The organism is Rhizobium sp. ARZ01 (assembly GCF_014851675.1).
GTDB lineage: Bacteria > Pseudomonadota > Alphaproteobacteria > Rhizobiales > Rhizobiaceae > Mycoplana.
The window spans coordinates 2,067,834-2,084,222 of record NZ_JACVAE010000001.1 but is presented as its reverse complement, the minus strand read 5'-3'; the positions used below and the strand labels follow the sequence as shown (position 1 = coordinate 2,084,222).

The following is a 16,389-nucleotide window of genomic DNA, read 5'->3' as shown; positions in this document are numbered from 1 at the left end:
GGTGTAAGCCCTCAAGCCTTCGCAGGCGCGGATTTCTGGAAACGGGTGACAAGCTGGATCAGTGACAGGCAGCCCCAGGTAATGGCGAACGCAATGACCGAGAGGGCAAAGGGCTCGTAGGGCTTGTTGGCGCCAATGCGCTGCAGATACGGTCCGAACGCTGGCCGGTCGAGTAGGGCGGCCAAGGTGAACTCGCCGATGACGATGGCGAAGGTCAGGAAGGCGCCGGACAGAACGGCCGGGATGACGTTCGGCAGGATGATGCGGCCGAGGATTCTCACCCAGCCCGCGCCGAGGCTCTGTGCCGCTTCGGTCAGGGTGGCGACGTCGATCGTGCGCAAGCCCGTGTCGACAGCGCGATACATGTAGGGCAGGGCGAGAATGGTATAGCCGAAGGCGAGCAGAATATTGGTGCCGAACACTGAACCGGTGAGCGGCAACCAGCTCGACGTGTTGTAGAGGCGGATGTAGCCAAAGACGATAACGATTGCCGGGATGACCAGCGGCATCAGGGTGAGGAACTCGACGTAAGGCCTTGCCCACGGCATCTTCAGCCGCACCCAGAATGCGGTCGGCACGACGATCAATATGCCGATGACGATCGTCACCAGCGCCATGACGACGGAATAGCTAAACGTCGCCTGGAACTGCGGATCGGCTAGCACGCGGGCATAGGCGTCGAAGCTGTAGACCCCGCGCCGCGCCCGCAGCGAGAACTCGAACAGGCCGCCGAGCGGCACGAAGAAATAGAGCAGGCCGAAGATCAGGGCTGCCCAGCCGGCAATGCGTGCCCATACACTCATTTAAGCCACCTTTCGGCGCGCACGCGCAGCCAGATGTAGAGAACATTGGCGATCGCCGTGATGACGATCATGCCGAAGGCCATCGCATAGCCGAGATTCGGGTTGCCGAGCACGTCGCCGCGAATCTGGGCAAAAAGCTGGATCGGTACGATGTTGAGGCTCGAGCCCGTGAGCGCGATGGCGGTTGCGACGGCGCCGAAGGCGTTGGCAAACAAGAGCGCGAAGGTGCCGAGCAGCGAGGGGAAGAGGATCGGTAGCGCCACCATGCGCCAGAACTGCAAGGCGCTTGCGCCAAGGATTTCGGCAGCTTCGCGCCATTCGCGGCGAAGGCCTTCAAGCGCTGGCGCGATGATCAGGATCATCAGCGGGATCTGGAAGAAGAGGTAGGTGACCGTAAGGCCCCAGAAGCTCAGAATGTTGAAGCCGAGGTCACGCTGCAGCACGATGCCGAAGTTCTGGCGCAGCAGGACGGTGACAAGCCCGACGGGCCCGAAGGTCGCAAGAAACGCGAAGGCCAGAGGGACGCCGGCGAAATTGGACGCGACCCCGGAAAATGTCAGGAGCGGGGATTTGATCCAGCGGGGGACCGCACCGAACACGACCGCGGCCGCCATTGCAAAACCGATCAGGCTTCCGAGCGCGGCCGAGGCCACGGAAATCTTGATGGAGATCCAGTAGCTCGAAGGGATGGTCCCGGTGTTCAGGTCAATGATGTTCTGCAGCGTGAAGGAGCCGTCACGCGTCTGGAAGGCGCCGATGACGATATGCATCGTCGGCAGCACAAGGAACATCATGACGAAGATCACGAAGGGCATCAGGCCCAACCATGTAAGCGGAAATCGCTGGCGTAGCGTGTTGAGGGCTCGGGTCATCGTCCTGGATCGTTAGCGAAGCGCTGATTTCAATTTGGACCAAAGTAAGGCAGCGGTTTGGCGAATGGCAAGCCCCGGCCCGGGAGATCGGGCCGGGGCCTCGCATTACAGCCTCACCTTACTGAACGTTTGCGCCGACGACGCCGTCCCAGCTGCCAGTGACGGCAGCCTTGTTGGCGTTCTGCTCTTCCACGGTCGGGAAGACGGCCGCCTCATAGCTTGCTGCCGGCGGCAGGGCATCGAGCAGCGCCTGCGGGATCTTGCCGGCCTTGGCCATGGCGTTGAAGCGAGCCGGGTGGCAGTAGCCCTTCAGCCACAGATTCTGGCCTTCGTCCGAATAAAGGTGCTCCATCCAAAGCTTGGCAGCGTTCGGATGCGGCGCGTAAGCGGAGATGCCCTGGACGTAGACGCCAGCCAACACGCCGGTCTTCGGAACGACGACTTCAACCGGCGGGTTGCCCTTCAGTTCGTCGCGCCAGGCCAGCGCGTTGTAGTCCCAGGCGACGGCGATCGGCGTCGCGCCCTGGGCAATCGTGCCGGCCTTGGCGATGACCGGAACGAAGTTGCCGGCTTTGTTGAGCTCGGCGAAGTATTCCAGGCCAGCCTTGCCGGCCTCCTCGCCGGGCTTGGCGCCCTTCGACAGGCCGGCGGCGAGCACGCCGAGGATGGCCTGGTTCGAGGCGCGCGGGTCGCCGGCAAGGGCGACCTGGCCCGCATATTCCGGCTTGAGGAGGTCTGCCCAATCAGCCGGGTTGTTCGGGACGAGGTCCTTGTTCACGATGAACGACAGAACGCCGTAGTAGTCGCCGTACCAGTAGCCCTCGGGGTCCTTGATGCTATCAGGAATTTCATCCCAGGTGGAAACCTTATAGGGCTGCAGCAGGCCTTCGGCCTTCGTCTGCGGGCCGAAGGAGAGACCGACGTCGATGACGTCAGGGGCCTGCGGACCCTTGTTGTCCTTGTTGGCCTTGATCGCTTCGACTTCGTCGGCCGAGCCGGCATCCGGGTTCAGTTCGTTGACCTGGATTTCCGGATACTTGGCCTTGAAGCTGGAGATCACTTCGCCGTAGTTGCACCAGCTGGCGGGCAGGGCGATGGTGGTCAGCATGCCTTCCTTCTTCGCGGCTTCGATCAGTTCGGCGCTCGGCTCGGCAGCGGCAATGGCCGTGGAGGCCACCAGTATGGCAGTGGAGAGCGAGAGCAGTCGGCGGGTACGTGACATCACGGGTGTTCTCCTTTTTGTGTGTCAGTCAGCTTCGGCGAAGCTGATACTGGTGCGGCATGAAGTATATGTGACAGATTTTAAATGCTTTTCCGGGCTTCCCGGTTATTCATTGACTTTACGGTAGTTTCATCTCGGCTTGCGGAACAATCGGCTCGCCTCGAACAGTTCCTCCAACGATTTTATTCGTTCGCGTGTTTCTCCCCAGTTTGCGCTCTGCGTCGCCTCGATCAGTGCCTCGACCACGAATAGCGTCACCACGGACGAGTCCCACGCGGACGGCGCCTCAATATGGATGCGAAAAACACGCGCTGCCAACTTGGCGATGGGGGACGCCCATTGGTCGGTGAACAGGACGATCTCGACGCCCCGCTGGCGGGCGATGCGGGCGAAGGTCTCCATCTCCTGCTCGTAGCGCCGGATGTCGAAGATGACGATGACGTCGCCGGCCTTCATGTTCAGAACATAGTGTGGCCAGGAACTCGGATTGTTGGCCAACTGGGTGACGTTCGGCCGGATCACCTGCAGGTGCGTAAAAAGATAGTCGGCGAGCGCCTTGGTGATGCGCCCCCCCACGACATACACTTTACGCTTTCGATCGGCGATCAGCGCAGCTGCGCCATCGAACTCCTCGATCTCGACCTGCGACAACGTCTGGCGCAGGTTGTTCATGATCGCGTCGGCGAAGCGGTTGAGGATATGCGTTCCCGGGGCATTGGCAGCCCACCGGTCGTGCTTGGCGATTGGGCTCGAGAGCGTCGCCTCAAGTTCGTGATGCAGGTGCGCCTGGAAGTCGGGGAAGCCACGATAGCCGAGCTTCTGAACCATGCGGGCGACGGTGGGCGTTGAAACGCCGGCATTCTCCGCGACAGTCGTAATGCTGCCGAGGCCGGAGACGGGATAGTTGTCGAGAAGCGATGCCGCCAATTGCTTTTCGGCGCGCGTAAGCGCGTCGAAATGGGCGTTGATCACGTCCGACACCGTCATGGATGCCTGATTCAACGTCAATTCATTCCCCTTGCTGCCGCTCTCTGTCGGCTTTGATGAAATTAAACATCGCTGTCACATTTCGAGTCAAATGATTTTTTGAAGAGAATGTTTCACAACCTGTTGACAGATCGCAGGAGGTGAAGAATTCTCTTCATTAAAGAAAAATTAGCCGATCGAGGGGACCGGCTGCATGGGAATACTGACCGAACGGGAAGGCGATCCTGTCGCCGTCGAGAATGCCGATGGCCGCAGCCGGTTTATACTGGTGTGCGAGCACGCCTCGCGGCTCATGCCGGAACGGCTCGGTACGCTTGGGCTTTCGCAGGATGCGCTTGAAAGTCACATTGCCTGGGATCCAGGTGCGCTGGCCGTGGCGCGCGTCATGGCAAAGAGCCTCGATGCCACGCTGATTCATCAGCGTTTCTCCCGTCTTGCCTATGACTGTAACCGACCGCCTGAGTCGCCGAGTGCCATGCCGGCGACGAGCGAGATCTACCCAGTGCCGGGCAATGCCGCGCTTACCGATGCCGCTCGAATGGAGCGCGCGGAGGCGCTATACTTTCCCTTTCGCGATCGAATTGCGGCCCTGTTGCGCCAACGAATCGTCGAGGGACGGGCGCCGATCCTCGTCACGATTCACAGCTTTACGCCGATCTACTTCGGCGAGCCGCGGCCCGTGGAGGTCGGTATCCTGCACGATACGGATAGCCGACTGGCCGATCTCATGCTGTCGGCCGCTGAGCGCACTAGTCTCTACGACGCCCGTCGCAACGAGCCTTATGGACCGGAAGACGGAGTCACGCATACGTTGAAAATGCACGGGCTGGAAAACGGCTTGTTGAACGTAATGATCGAGGTCCGCAACGACCTCATCAAGGATGAAAACAGCCAAGGGGTCATGGCTGATTATCTGACGGGGCTGCTGCTGGAAAGCGTGCCGCTCACGTCAAAACCATAAGAACAGACCCGGGGAGCGGCATGACCGCGGAGAATGCCCCATGGAGATCATGGGCTTGAGGTACGGGCGGCCATTCGGCAATTCCGCCGAGGGTCGGGCATTACAGGGGAAAAACATGTCAGACTATTCAGATTTAGACAAGAAAGCGGACATGCATGTCCTGCATTCAATGGGATACGCACAGGAGCTCGAGCGGCGGATGAGCCAGTTCTCGAACTTCGCCGTATCCTTCTCGATCATTTGCATCCTTTCGGGCGGGATCAACTCGCTGGCGCAGGCAACGTCGGGCGCGGGGGGCGCTGCGATCGGCATCGGGTGGCCGCTCGGCTGCTTCGTCTCATTGGTCTTCGCCGTCGCGATGGCACAGATCAGTTCGGCCTATCCGACTGCGGGCGGCCTCTATCACTGGGGCTCGATCCTCGGCAACCGCTTCACCGGCTGGGTTACGGCATGGTTCAACCTGCTCGGCCTTGTTACCGTTCTAGGCGCCATCAACGTTGGCACCTACTACTTCTTCATGGGGTCGTTTGGAACGCCCTATTTCGGGCTCGAGGACACAACCACCACCCGTATCGTGTTCCTGGCGATCATCACCGGCGCGCAGGCGCTCGTGAACCACATGGGTATCGGGCTGACGGCAAAACTGACCGACTTCTCCGGATATCTTATCTTCGCCACCGCGATCGCGCTTGCGCTCGCGTGCCTCATTGCTGCTGACAGCTACGAGATCGGCCGCCTGTTCACCTTCACGAACTACTCGGGCGAAGCGGGCGGAAATGTCTGGCCTGAAACGTCCGGCACCTGGGTTTTCCTGCTCGGCCTTCTGCTGCCGATCTACACGATCACCGGCTACGACGCGTCGGCGCACACCTCGGAAGAAACCGTCAAGGCAGCCCACTCGGTTCCGCGCGGCATGGTCTCTTCCGTGCTCTGGTCGGCTCTGTTCGGCTACATCATGCTGTGCTCCTTCGTACTGATGATCCCGACGTCGGTCGCAAACGCCGACGGCACGACCACCGACGGCATGACCGCCGCCGCCGCGCAGGGCTGGAACGTGTTCTTCTGGGCCATGGACACGCAGATCCATCCGGTGATCAAGGACGTTCTTTACCTCGCCATCCTGGTCGCCCAGTGGCTCTGCGGTCTTGCGACCGTAACCTCGGTGTCGCGCATGATCTTCGCGTTCTCGCGTGACGGCGGCCTGCCGTTCTCGCGTGGCCTTTCGAAGGTCAGTCCGGCCTATCGCACACCGGTTGCTGCGATCTGGACCGGCTCAATCCTGGCTGTCCTGTTCGTCTGGGGCTCTTCGCTTGTCTCGATCGGCGAGACGCCGGTCTATACAATCGTGGTGTCGTGCACCGTCATCTTCCTCTTCTTCTCCTTCGTGATTCCGATCACGCTCGGCCTGTTTGCCTGGGGTACATCGAAGTGGGACAACATGGGGCCATGGAATCTCGGCGAGGGCATGTTCAAGCTGTTCGCGATCCTGTCGATCATCGCGATGGTGCTGATTTTCGTCATCGGCATCCAGCCGCCGAATGACTGGGCGCTCTACATCACCGTGGGCTTCCTGGTTCTGACGGCGATCATCTGGTTCGGCCTCGAAAACCGCCGGTTCAAAGGCCCGCCGATCGGCGACGAGGTTGCTCGCCGCCAGGCCGAGATTGCCGCAGCCGAAAAGGCAGTGGGCGAAGTCTGATCGTGCATTCCGCGAAGGCCGCCCGCGTGGCCTTCGCCTTTCCTTTCCGGCCGCCCCGGGCGGCGGCCAATTTTCATTCACGGGACCGAAATCATGAGCGCAAGTTATACGTTCGAAGAGCTGAAGAAGGATGTTGCCGAGGGCCGCATCGATACAGTGCTGGCCTGCCAGGTCGACATGCAGGGCCGCCTGATGGGCAAGCGGTTCCATGCCCAGTACTTCGTTGACGGCGCGTACGAGGAAACGCACAGCTGCAACTATCTGCTGGCAACCGACATGGAGATGGAGACTGTCTCCGGCTATCGCTCGACGAGCTGGGAGGCGGGATACGGCGACTACACGATGAAGCCGGACCTGTCGACGCTGCGGCGTACACCCTGGCTGGAAGGCACTGCCCTCGTACTGTGCGACGTGCTGGACCACCATACCCACAAGGAAGTGCCGCATTCGCCGCGCGCCATCCTGAAGCGGCAGGTCAAGCGGCTCGAGGCGATGGGGCTCAAGGCCTTCATGGCAACGGAACTGGAGTTCTTCCTGTTCGACCAAACCTATGACGATGCGCGCGAGAGCGGTTATCGCGACCTGCGGCCCGTCAGCGGTTACAACGAGGACTACCACATCTTCCAGACCACCAAGGAAGAAGACGTGATGCGGGCAATCCGCAACGGTCTGCAGGGTGCCGGCATTCCGGTCGAAAACTCCAAGGGCGAGGCTTCCGCCGGCCAGGAGGAGATCAACGTGCGCTACGCCGACGCGCTGGCGATGGCCGACCGGCACGCAATCATCAAGAACGCCTGCAAGGAGATCGCCTGGCAGCGCGGCAAGGCCATCACCTTCCTTGCCAAGTATAACTACGGCGCAGCCGGATCCTCGTCGCACGTGCACCAGTCGCTCTGGAGCCTCGACGGCAAGACGCCGAAGTTCTACGACTCCGAAGCCAAGTACGGCATGTCCGAGATGATGCGCTGCTACGTGGCCGGTCTGCTGAACCATGCCAGCGAGATCACCTACTTCCTTGCGCCCTACATCAACTCCTACAAGCGCTTCATGGCCGGCACCTTCGCGCCGACCAAGGCTGTTTGGAGCAAGGACAACCGCACCGCCGGCTACCGGCTTTGCGGCGAGGGGAGCAAAGGGATCCGCATCGAATGCCGGGTCGGCGGTTCCGACCTCAACCCCTATCTGGCCATGGCGGCGCTGATTGCGGCCGGGATTGCCGGGATCGAGGGCAAGCTGGAGCTTGAGGCTCCATTCGTCGGCGATGCATACGGTGGCAAGGGCATTCGCGAGATACCGAAGACGCTGCGCGACGCCACGGACTACATGACAAAATCGAAGATGCTGCGCGAGGCCTTCGGCGAGGACGTGATTGACCACTACACCCGTGCCGCCGAGTGGGAGCAGGAAGAATACGACCGCCGCGTAACCGACTGGGAGGTGGCGCGGGGTTTCGAAAGGGCTTAGGCATTTTGCAATTGCCGTCCGCATTTGCCCTTTCTCCGCAGGCGGAGAGAGGGCATTTGACTGTGGCGGCGTGGACGACGGTGTCGCAGGATGCCGAGAGTGAAAATTTGATGCAACTGACAGGAAGACGATCATGACCATGATCAAATGCATTTCACCCGTCGATGGCTCGGTCTATGCCGAGCGCGAGGCGATGCCGCTCGAGGCGGCGAAGGATGTTGTCGCGCGGGCGCGCAAGGCGCAGAAGGCCTGGGCCAGGCGACCGCTGGAAGACCGGATCCAACTCGTGCTGAAAGGCGTCGCCCGGCTGAACGAGATGGCCGGCGATGTCGTGCCGGAGCTTGCCTGGCAGATGGGGCGCCCGGTGCGCTACGGCGGCGAATTCAAGGGGTTCAATGAGCGCTCCAACTATGTCGCCGAGATTGCAGGATCCTCGCTCGCACCGATCGTGATCGAGGAGAGCGCGCGCTTCGAGCGCCGCATCGAGCGCGAGCCGCATGGCGTCGTCTTCGTCATCGCGCCGTGGAACTATCCCTATATGACCGCGATCAACACGATTGCCCCGGCGCTGATGGCCGGCAACACGGTCATCATCAAGCATGCTGCCCAGACCCTGCTCGTCGGCGAGCGCATGGTGCGCGCCTTCGTCGAAGCGGGCGTACCGGATGACGTGTTCCAGAACGTCTTCCTTGACCACGACACGACATCGGCGTTGATCGCGGCCAAGAGCTTCGACTTCGTCAACTTCACCGGGTCGGTCCAGGGCGGGCGCGCGATCGAGCATGCCGCCGCCGGCACCTTCACCCCGCTCGGTCTCGAGCTGGGCGGCAAGGATCCCGGCTATGTGATGGAGGACGCCGATCTCGACGCTGCGGTCGACACCCTGATGGACGGCGCCACCTACAACTCGGGCCAGTGCTGCTGCGGCATCGAACGCATCTATGTGCACGAGTCTCTCTATGACGCGTTCGTGGAGAAGTCGGTCGCCTGGGTATCGAACTACAAGCTCGGCAATCCGCTCGATCAGGAAACGACACTCGGCCCGATGGCAAACAAGCGCTTTGCCGCGGTCGTGCGCGAGCAAGTGGCCGATGCAGTAGCTCGCGGTGCCAAGGCGCTGGTCGATCCAAAACTGTTCCCGCAGGACGACGGCGGCGCCTACCTTGCCCCGCAGGTACTGGTGAACGTCGACCATTCCATGCCGTTCATGAAGGAAGAGACCTTCGGTCCGGCTGTTGGCATTATGAAGGTCAAGAACGACGCCGAAGCGCTCGAACTGATGAACGATTGCCAGTACGGCCTAACCGTTTCGCTCTGGACCAAGGATGCGGAGCGCGCAGCCCGCCTCGGACGTGACCTAGAAACCGGGACCGTCTTCATGAACCGCGCCGACTATCTCGATCCGGCACTCTGCTGGACCGGCGTGAAGGAAACCGGCCGCGGCGGTTCGCTCTCCGTCATCGGCTTCCACAATCTCACCCGCCCGAAATCCTACCACCTCAGGAAAGCGCTCGCATGACCATCACCGCCAACTGGAGCTACCCCACCGCCATCAAGTTCGGGGCAGGGCGCATCAAGGAACTGGCCGACCACTGCAAGGCGGTCGGCATGAAGAAGCCATTGCTCGTCACCGACCGTGGCCTTGCGCCGATGGCGATCACCCAGAACGCGCTCGACATTCTGGACGCCGCTGGGCTCGGACGGGCGATCTTCGCCGAAGTCGATCCGAACCCGAACGACAAGAACCTCGAAGCCGGCGTGAAGGCCTTCAAGGACGGCGGCCATGACGGCGTCGTCGCTTTTGGCGGCGGCTCGGGCCTCGATCTCGGCAAGGCAATCGCCTTCATGTCGGGCCAGACGCGCCCCGTCTGGGATTTCGAGGATATCGGTGACTGGTGGACGCGCGCCAACCCGGCCGGCATCGCGCCGATCGTCGCCGTGCCGACGACAGCCGGCACCGGCTCGGAAGTCGGACGTGCCTCGGTCATCACCAACTCCGAGACGCACACGAAGAAGGTGATTTTCCACCCGAAGATCCTTCCTTCCGTCACGATCTGCGACCCGGAACTGACGGTCGGCATGCCGAAGGTCATCACCTCAGGTACCGGCATGGACGCTTTCGCCCATTGTCTGGAGGCCTATTGCTCGCCGTTCTATCATCCGATGAGCCAGGGCATCGCGCTCGAAGGCATGCGCCTCGTCAAGGAATTCCTGCCGCGCGCCTACAAGGAGGGGACGGATATCGAGGCGCGTGCCAACATGATGTCGGCCGCCGCCATGGGCGCTGTCGCCTTCCAGAAGGGGCTGGGCGCGATCCACTCGCTGTCGCATCCAGTGGGGGCCATCTACAACACCCACCACGGCATGACGAATGCAGTGGTGATGCCGCCGGTGCTGCGTTTCAATCGGCCGGCTATCGAGGGCAAGATCGCCGCTGCGGCCGCCTATCTTGGAATTGCCGGCGGGTTCAATGGCTTCTACGACTACGTGCTCAACCTGCGCTCCGAGCTCGGCGTGCCGGATAAGCTCTCCTCGCTCGGCGTAGGCACGGATCGGATCGATGAGATGTCGGAAATGGCAATTGTTGACCCGACCGCTGGTGGTAACCCGGTCGAGCTGACCTTGGTGGCTGCCAAAAAGCTCTTTGCAGAGTGCATCTGAGCCGCCTCGTTCCTTGATCATAGAGCCCGGCGCTCATTGTGCCGGGCTCTTTCTGTTTCGAAGTATACTTCGCGAGACAGCTGCAATTCTTCATAAGTGGCCGTCGGACCGACGGACAGGTGCGAACTGGCGGCATTGTGGCACGCCAAAATCATCGTTTCACAAGCGCGCATGGCGAACCGGACGCCGCGTCTTTGCAATTCGTTAACCATCTTCTGTAAGGTTTGGTTAACCGGGCGCCATCCCGCTTCGCGTCCGTGGAAGAGCGATGAGGGGCTCGTGCCGCTGAAATGAGGAATTCGAAATGCCGGTAATCACATTTGCAAACGCCAAGGGTGGAGCGGGTAAAACCACCGCAGCGCTCATCCTTGCCACGGAACTGGCAGCCCAGGGCTACCGCGTCACCATTCTCGACGCCGATCCGCAGCGCTGGATTTCCCGCTGGCATGAATTGTCGGGCGTGCAGCGCAACCTTTCTGTGATTTCCGAAGTGTCCATGGGGTCCTTGCAATCCCATCTCCGCGAGAACCGCGACAATACGGACTATTTCATCGTCGACCTCGCAGGAGCCCGTGACGCGCTCGTCGCGACCGCGATCGGTCTTTCCGACCATGTCATGATCCCAATTCAAGGTTGTGCAATGGACGCGCATGGCGGCGCCCAGATCCTCGAGCTGCTGCAGCAGCTCGACCAGCGAGCCGGCGTGCGCATCGAACATTCTGTCGTCCTGACCCGCATGAGCGCGGTCGTCACGACGCGGGCAATGGTCGCGATCAAACAGCTTCTCGCCGAGCGCGGCGTGACCGTTCTCGATACGGCGATCTCCGAACGCGCCGCCTTCCGCGACATCTTCGATTGTGGCGGCACTCTGCGGACTATGGATCCGCTGCGCGTCTCAAACCTCGACAAGGCGCGTGAAAACGCACGCCTTCTGGCCGAGGAGGTGCTCCGTCTCGTTCCTGCGCGGCGCACGTCGACTTCTCGCGTTCTTTACCAGCGTCTTGCGCGCGCCGCCTGATTGACAGAAGTCAATTCAGTTTAATTTGCTCGCAAAGATTGCGATTTCCGCCGGGGTAAGCCCCGGCGGAGCTTTTTGTAGGTCTGCCCAAAGAAATGACAAAGTGCAATTCTAGGGCGCCTGAATAAGCTTTCCCGTAAAAAAAGATTGAATCTGCGTCATAACCAAGCGTTTACCATCGCTGGCCTACTGGTGGTGACGAAAGCCAATTTCAAGGCGAGGACACTCCCCTCGCACTGTGCCATGAACGGCGCAAACGCCGATCATCGCTCCCGCCAGAGCGGGGACGCAGTTCTCGAAAATAGGCTTCCTCCCGAAACCCCAAAGGGCATGGAAATAGACTATGAGTGCAGTTACTTCCGTTAGCGGCAACAACAATGATCTCGAGCGGCGTCTGGACTATCTCGGCCTCGACGCAACCGCCCGCAAGGAACTGCGCACCCTCAAGCCGTTTCTGGAAAGGGAGTTGGGACCGGCACTCGACATGTTTTACGATGTCGTACGCAAGAGCCCCGAGATCAGCCATCTTTTTACCAGCGATAGCCGCGTGACACATGCGAAGAATGCGCAACTTGGTCATTGGGGCAACATCGCCAACGGCGATTTCAACACGGACTATGCCAACAAGGTCCTCACGATCGGCAAAGTCCATGCCCGTATCGGACTGGAGCCGCGTTGGTACATCGGTGGCTACGCACTGATCGTCGAATACCTGCTGGGCGCAGCGTTGAAAGAGATGTGGCCGAAGACCGGCCTCTTTTCCCGTTCGGAGGTCTCTGCCGAGGAGGCGGCAGCGAAGTTGTCGAGCCTGATCAAGGCCGTCTTCCTCGACATGGATCTGTCGATCTCCGTCTACATGGATGCATCCGACCTGACGAAGCAGAAGGAAGTGCAGGCTCAAGTCGTTGCCGAAGAGCGCAAGATCATTAGCGACAATTTTGGTGCCGCACTGAAACGCATTGCCTCGGGGGATCTCACGGCAAGGATCGAAGGTGTGCTGCCGGACGCCTACGAAACGCTCAGGGACGACTTCAACCACGCTGGCGAGGCGCTCTCCCAGGCAATCGGCAGCATCAATGCGGGTGCCGGCTCGATCCATTTGAGCGTCCAGGAAATCGCCGCTGCATCGGACGATCTTGCCAAGCGCACCGAGCGACAAGCTGCCAACCTTGAAGAGACCGCGGCCGCCGTCGAGGAAGTCACGACAACCGTGCGCCAGACGGCAAAGAGCGCGGATGATGCAAACGCCCTCGTCGCCGCTGCCCGCGGCAATGCCGAGCGCAGCGGCGAGGTGGTCGAGCAGGCCATCACCGCCATGCAGGAGATCCAGCAGTCCTCAGCGAGCATCGCCAATATCATCGAGGTTATCGATGAGATCGCTTTCCAGACAAACCTGTTGGCGCTGAATGCTGGCATCGAGGCAGCACGGGCCGGTGAGGCGGGCCGCGGATTTGCCGTCGTAGCCTCCGAAGTTCGCGCACTGGCGCAGCGTTGCGCTGATGCGGCGAAAGACATCCAGGATCTGATTGCCAAGTCGCACGGCCAGGTCGAAGACGGTGTGCGCTCCGTCAACGAGGTTGCCCAGACGCTCCGTCAGATTGTCACACAGGTGGTCGAGGTCAGTTCGGTGTTCTCCGCGATCCGCGCGAGCACGGCAGAGCAGGCGACCGGCCTACAGGCCGTCAACCAGGCAATCAACGCCATGGACCAGATCACGCAGCAGAATGCCGCAATGGTGGAGCAGGCCAATGCGGCAAGCCAGGCGCTGACACAGGAGGCGGCATCCATCGCATCACAGCTCAGCACGTTCCGCACGAGCGGGCGCGCGGTAGCGACATCGGCTGCGGGGTATGTCAGAGCTGCTTGATGGCTGTCGGTGACATGTTGAAGCCGGAGGGCGGGTCAACCGACCTTCGGCGTCAAAGTGAAAGCCGCCAAGGATTACAGTGCGTGACGAAAAACGCCGGCCCAATTGGAGCCGGCGTTTTCGTTTCTTGCTGCGATCGATCAGTCGACGAATTCGACCGTCACACCCGCCGACGCCATCTTGGCAAGCTCGGCCGCATCCCAGTTGGTCAGACGGATGCAACCGTGGCTCTGGGTCTTGCCGATCTTCGAAGGTTCTGGCGTGCCGTGGATCCCGTAGGTCGGTTTGGATAGCGCGATCCAGATCGTCCCGACGGGGCCGTTTGGACCGGGTTGCAGCGTCAGAACCCTGTCGTTGGCACCCTGCTGGAAGTTGATCTTCGGATTATACGTGTAGTTCGGATTGAAGGCGATGCGTTCGACCGTCACCGTGCCGGAGGGCGAAGGCGTGTCGGACGAACCGATGCTGGCGGGATAGGCCGCGATCAGGCTGCCCATCTCGTCATAGGCAAGCACCTGCTTGCGCGCCTTGTCGGCAAGGATCTTTGCCACCTTGCCCTTCTTCTGCTGCCCCACATTTATCACCTTGACGATGGTGCCGGGAATAGTGAAGTCGACGCCGGGATTCATTTCCTTCAGGTAAGCCTCGTCCATGTGGAAGCGTTCGGCCAGCATCTCCGTCTGGGACGTATACGACAGCGCCGGAAGGGCAGCCTTGTGGGCGTAGTCCTCGGGGATCGACGCGACATAGGGGCCGGCCGCATCGGCTGGGGTGATCTCGTAGGTGGTGAACGGCATGCCGCCATTCAGGTGAAGCCGCTCGAGGATCGAATCGGTATCGTTCGGATCAAGCGTCTCGCCGGTCGCAAGCTGCCAGGCTTCGATCGCCTTGGTGACATTCGAGCCTTTCCTGCCGTCGATGACGCCGGGGGAGAAACCCTCGCGGTCAAGGAAGACCTGAAGGGCGGTCACCTCGGCAGATGTCTTCTTGCCGATCGGCGTGGCGGTCGGGAACCGGGGGCCCGGCACCATCTCAGGGTCCATCGATCCGTCGGGGAGAGACGCCATGTCTTCCGTACCCCAGCCATCTCTCGGCTGTTCGCCATCGGAGTAGGCGTCGCCGGGCAGCGGCTCAGGCAATTCCGAGCGATCGACCGCACCGGGTTCCCGGTCACGGAAATCCGGTACCGAGCCGGTTGTCAGATCGTCGCCATATTCGCTTGGTGCTGGTGGGAAATAGTCGCGTGATGTTTCGGGGTAGCCTTCCACCGGCCGATAGCGGTCCCGGCGATAGTCACGCGCGCCGTAACGGGAGAAATACTGGTCGGCCGGCATCGCCGTGGCGATGATGTTGCCCCACGAATCGACGTAGATCCGCCGACCCTGGCGATCACGTGCGACGCGCACGCTGCCATCGGCAGGGATGTAGTCCAGAATGTCGCCCTCAGGTGTCACAAGCATCGTACGCTCTCGACGCAAGCCGAACACGTCCTGCGCGCTGGCGGGTACGCCCACGAGGAGCGTCGCTAGAGTGATCAGAGAAATGCTTGTTTTAAAAACGGAATTCACGGAATCTACCTGTCGTCAAAGCTGTATCCGGGACGTGGCACCGAATTTCGACGTTAATATGGAAAAGGTGAAACGATGGTTAATCGACTACTAACAATCGTATCACGCTTTTGCGACGCGCCGGGTTCTTGTGCAAGCGGTCGGCTGACGACACCACAACGTCCCCTCGAGTGTGCTGGTTCCCTTGGGCGAACCTGACGTCAGATGGCGCGTTGCTCCTCGATACGATAGAGCGGCGGTGTGTTCGCCTGATCGTGGATACTGCAGATGATCCGGTCGCCTCCGACGGTGAAGACGGCAGTCGCGAGCGTATTCTCGACGTCGGGATCATCCGGCTGCTCGCGATAGATCGGAAGCGCCGGGCGGCCCTGGTCCCAGAGGATCGGCAACGGTGCGATCGGTGACGACGCCATCTCCAGCAGTTCGTCGGCGCGTTCCTGGCGGGCGAGGGAGGAGTCCGTTATGATCTGACGCTCGTCCCTGATACCCTCGTGTATAAGGTGGTTGGCGTGGGCGGTGGGCCGATCGATCCGCCTCACCGACAAACTTCCGTGCGTGAACTCTACGCTCGTGACGGTCGGGTCACCGGCATGCAGGAGCGAGAAATGGAAACCGCCCGCGCGCGGAGATTGCCGCAGCAACTCGGTTGCTTCAGCGATGCTTGTACAGTCCAGCATGGCTCGGCCGAGGACGTTGCGCGGCAGGCCATCGCCCGACGCCTTTGAGCGGATGTTGTTGATGGCGACAGCCAGGCCAGCATCGTTGAGCGCAAAGGTGTGGCAGGGAATTGAGCCGGGATAGACAAAGGCGGTAAAGCCGCACCCGCCTTCCGATCTGATGCGGGCGATCGCACTGCCAGGTCGCAGACCCGGGTCGCCATCCTCGTTGTGTGCGACGGTCGGCATCTCGCCGGGCAGAAGAATGGTCGTGCAACCGTCCGGGCTCATCGCGCGGACGTCGCCCCTGCAGTTCCAGGTAAAGACGTCATCAAAGGGAAGTTCGAGGCCGTCGGCCAGACCGTGTAGCTCCTGCCAGTAGCGGGGGAAGCGCGCCTCGGTCAGCGCGCGAGCTGCGGCTACGCGCGCGCTATCGCGAAAGGCAAGGACGCTGGCCCAGGCATGGGTGCGAAGGAGATAGCCGTGGATGGTCTCGCGGCCATGGCGGCCAAGGGCCACACCGACCTCGTAGGGCGTGCCCTCGATCTCGATCATGGGCAGGCGTGGAGCGGTGGTGTTCACCATGGGAACTCTCAGGTTTGGACTATGGC

At 61.2% G+C, this 16,389-nt stretch carries 13 protein-coding genes; 7 read left to right on the top strand and 6 right to left on the bottom strand.

Annotation, left to right across the window (positions count from 1 at the left end):
• Nucleotides 1-11 precede the first annotated feature (11 nt).
• The 4 genes from IB238_RS10040 to IB238_RS10025 all read right to left on the bottom strand — a co-directional run bounded on the left by IB238_RS10040 (nucleotide 12) and on the right by IB238_RS10025 (nucleotide 3,899).
• Nucleotides 12-803, bottom strand: a complete 792-nt coding sequence (locus IB238_RS10040; RefSeq protein ID WP_192245810.1) for an ABC transporter permease — start codon at nucleotides 801-803, stop codon at nucleotides 12-14.
• Nucleotides 800-1,675 carry an ABC transporter permease subunit gene (locus tag IB238_RS10035; RefSeq protein WP_192245808.1) on the bottom strand — a complete coding sequence of 292 codons (876 nt, stop codon included), beginning with the start codon at nucleotides 1,673-1,675 and terminating at the stop codon, nucleotides 800-802. Before IB238_RS10035 ends, IB238_RS10040 begins: the two co-directional genes overlap by 4 nt.
• Before the next feature lie 118 nt (nucleotides 1,676-1,793).
• On the bottom strand, nucleotides 1,794-2,900 hold the full coding sequence (locus tag IB238_RS10030; RefSeq protein WP_192245806.1) for an ABC transporter substrate-binding protein: 1,107 nt from the start codon (nucleotides 2,898-2,900) through the stop codon (nucleotides 1,794-1,796).
• A gap of 126 nt (nucleotides 2,901-3,026) precedes the next feature.
• Nucleotides 3,027-3,899 (bottom strand): MurR/RpiR family transcriptional regulator, encoded by an 873-nt coding sequence (locus tag IB238_RS10025; protein WP_246723630.1) that lies wholly within the window; start codon nucleotides 3,897-3,899, stop codon nucleotides 3,027-3,029.
• Nucleotides 3,900-4,077: 178 nt separating this feature from the next.
• Here IB238_RS10025 and IB238_RS10020 point away from each other — a divergent pair, with 178 nt between their 5' ends.
• From IB238_RS10020 to IB238_RS09990, 7 genes are all read left to right on the top strand, one after another.
• On the top strand, nucleotides 4,078-4,845 hold the full coding sequence (locus IB238_RS10020; RefSeq protein WP_192245804.1) for an N-formylglutamate amidohydrolase: 768 nt from the start codon (nucleotides 4,078-4,080) through the stop codon (nucleotides 4,843-4,845).
• Nucleotides 4,846-4,960: 115 nt separating this feature from the next.
• Nucleotides 4,961-6,544 carry an amino acid permease gene (locus IB238_RS10015; RefSeq protein ID WP_192245802.1) on the top strand — a complete coding sequence of 528 codons (1,584 nt, stop codon included), beginning with the start codon at nucleotides 4,961-4,963 and terminating at the stop codon, nucleotides 6,542-6,544.
• A gap of 93 nt (nucleotides 6,545-6,637) precedes the next feature.
• The gene (locus tag IB238_RS10010) at nucleotides 6,638-8,008 is read left to right on the top strand and encodes a glutamine synthetase family protein (protein WP_192245800.1); all 1,371 of its coding nucleotides are present in this window, start codon (nucleotides 6,638-6,640) and stop codon (nucleotides 8,006-8,008) included.
• A 133-nt stretch (nucleotides 8,009-8,141) separates the two neighbouring features.
• Nucleotides 8,142-9,527, top strand: a complete 1,386-nt coding sequence (locus IB238_RS10005; protein ID WP_192245798.1) for an aldehyde dehydrogenase family protein — start codon at nucleotides 8,142-8,144, stop codon at nucleotides 9,525-9,527.
• Complete coding sequence (locus tag IB238_RS10000; protein ID WP_192245796.1) at nucleotides 9,524-10,669, top strand: iron-containing alcohol dehydrogenase; 1,146 nt, start codon at nucleotides 9,524-9,526, stop codon at nucleotides 10,667-10,669. The genes IB238_RS10005 and IB238_RS10000 overlap by 4 nt, the downstream gene beginning before the upstream one ends.
• A gap of 304 nt (nucleotides 10,670-10,973) precedes the next feature.
• Nucleotides 10,974-11,687, top strand: a complete 714-nt coding sequence (locus tag IB238_RS09995) for a ParA family protein (protein WP_192245794.1) — start codon at nucleotides 10,974-10,976, stop codon at nucleotides 11,685-11,687.
• Between the two features lie 343 nt (nucleotides 11,688-12,030).
• A complete protein-coding gene (locus IB238_RS09990) occupies nucleotides 12,031-13,554 on the top strand; it encodes a globin-coupled sensor protein (RefSeq protein WP_192245792.1) in 1,524 nt (507 codons plus the stop codon).
• A 140-nt stretch (nucleotides 13,555-13,694) separates the two neighbouring features.
• Here the strand turns inward: IB238_RS09990 and IB238_RS09985 are convergent, their stop codons facing one another.
• Nucleotides 13,695-15,014, bottom strand: coding sequence for a L,D-transpeptidase (locus tag IB238_RS09985; RefSeq protein WP_192245790.1), 1,320 nt, complete (start codon nucleotides 15,012-15,014; stop codon nucleotides 13,695-13,697).
• Nucleotides 15,015-15,322: 308 nt separating this feature from the next.
• Nucleotides 15,323-16,363, bottom strand: coding sequence for a C45 family peptidase (locus IB238_RS09980; RefSeq protein WP_192245788.1), 1,041 nt, complete (start codon nucleotides 16,361-16,363; stop codon nucleotides 15,323-15,325).
• Between the last annotated feature and the right edge of the window lie 26 nt (nucleotides 16,364-16,389).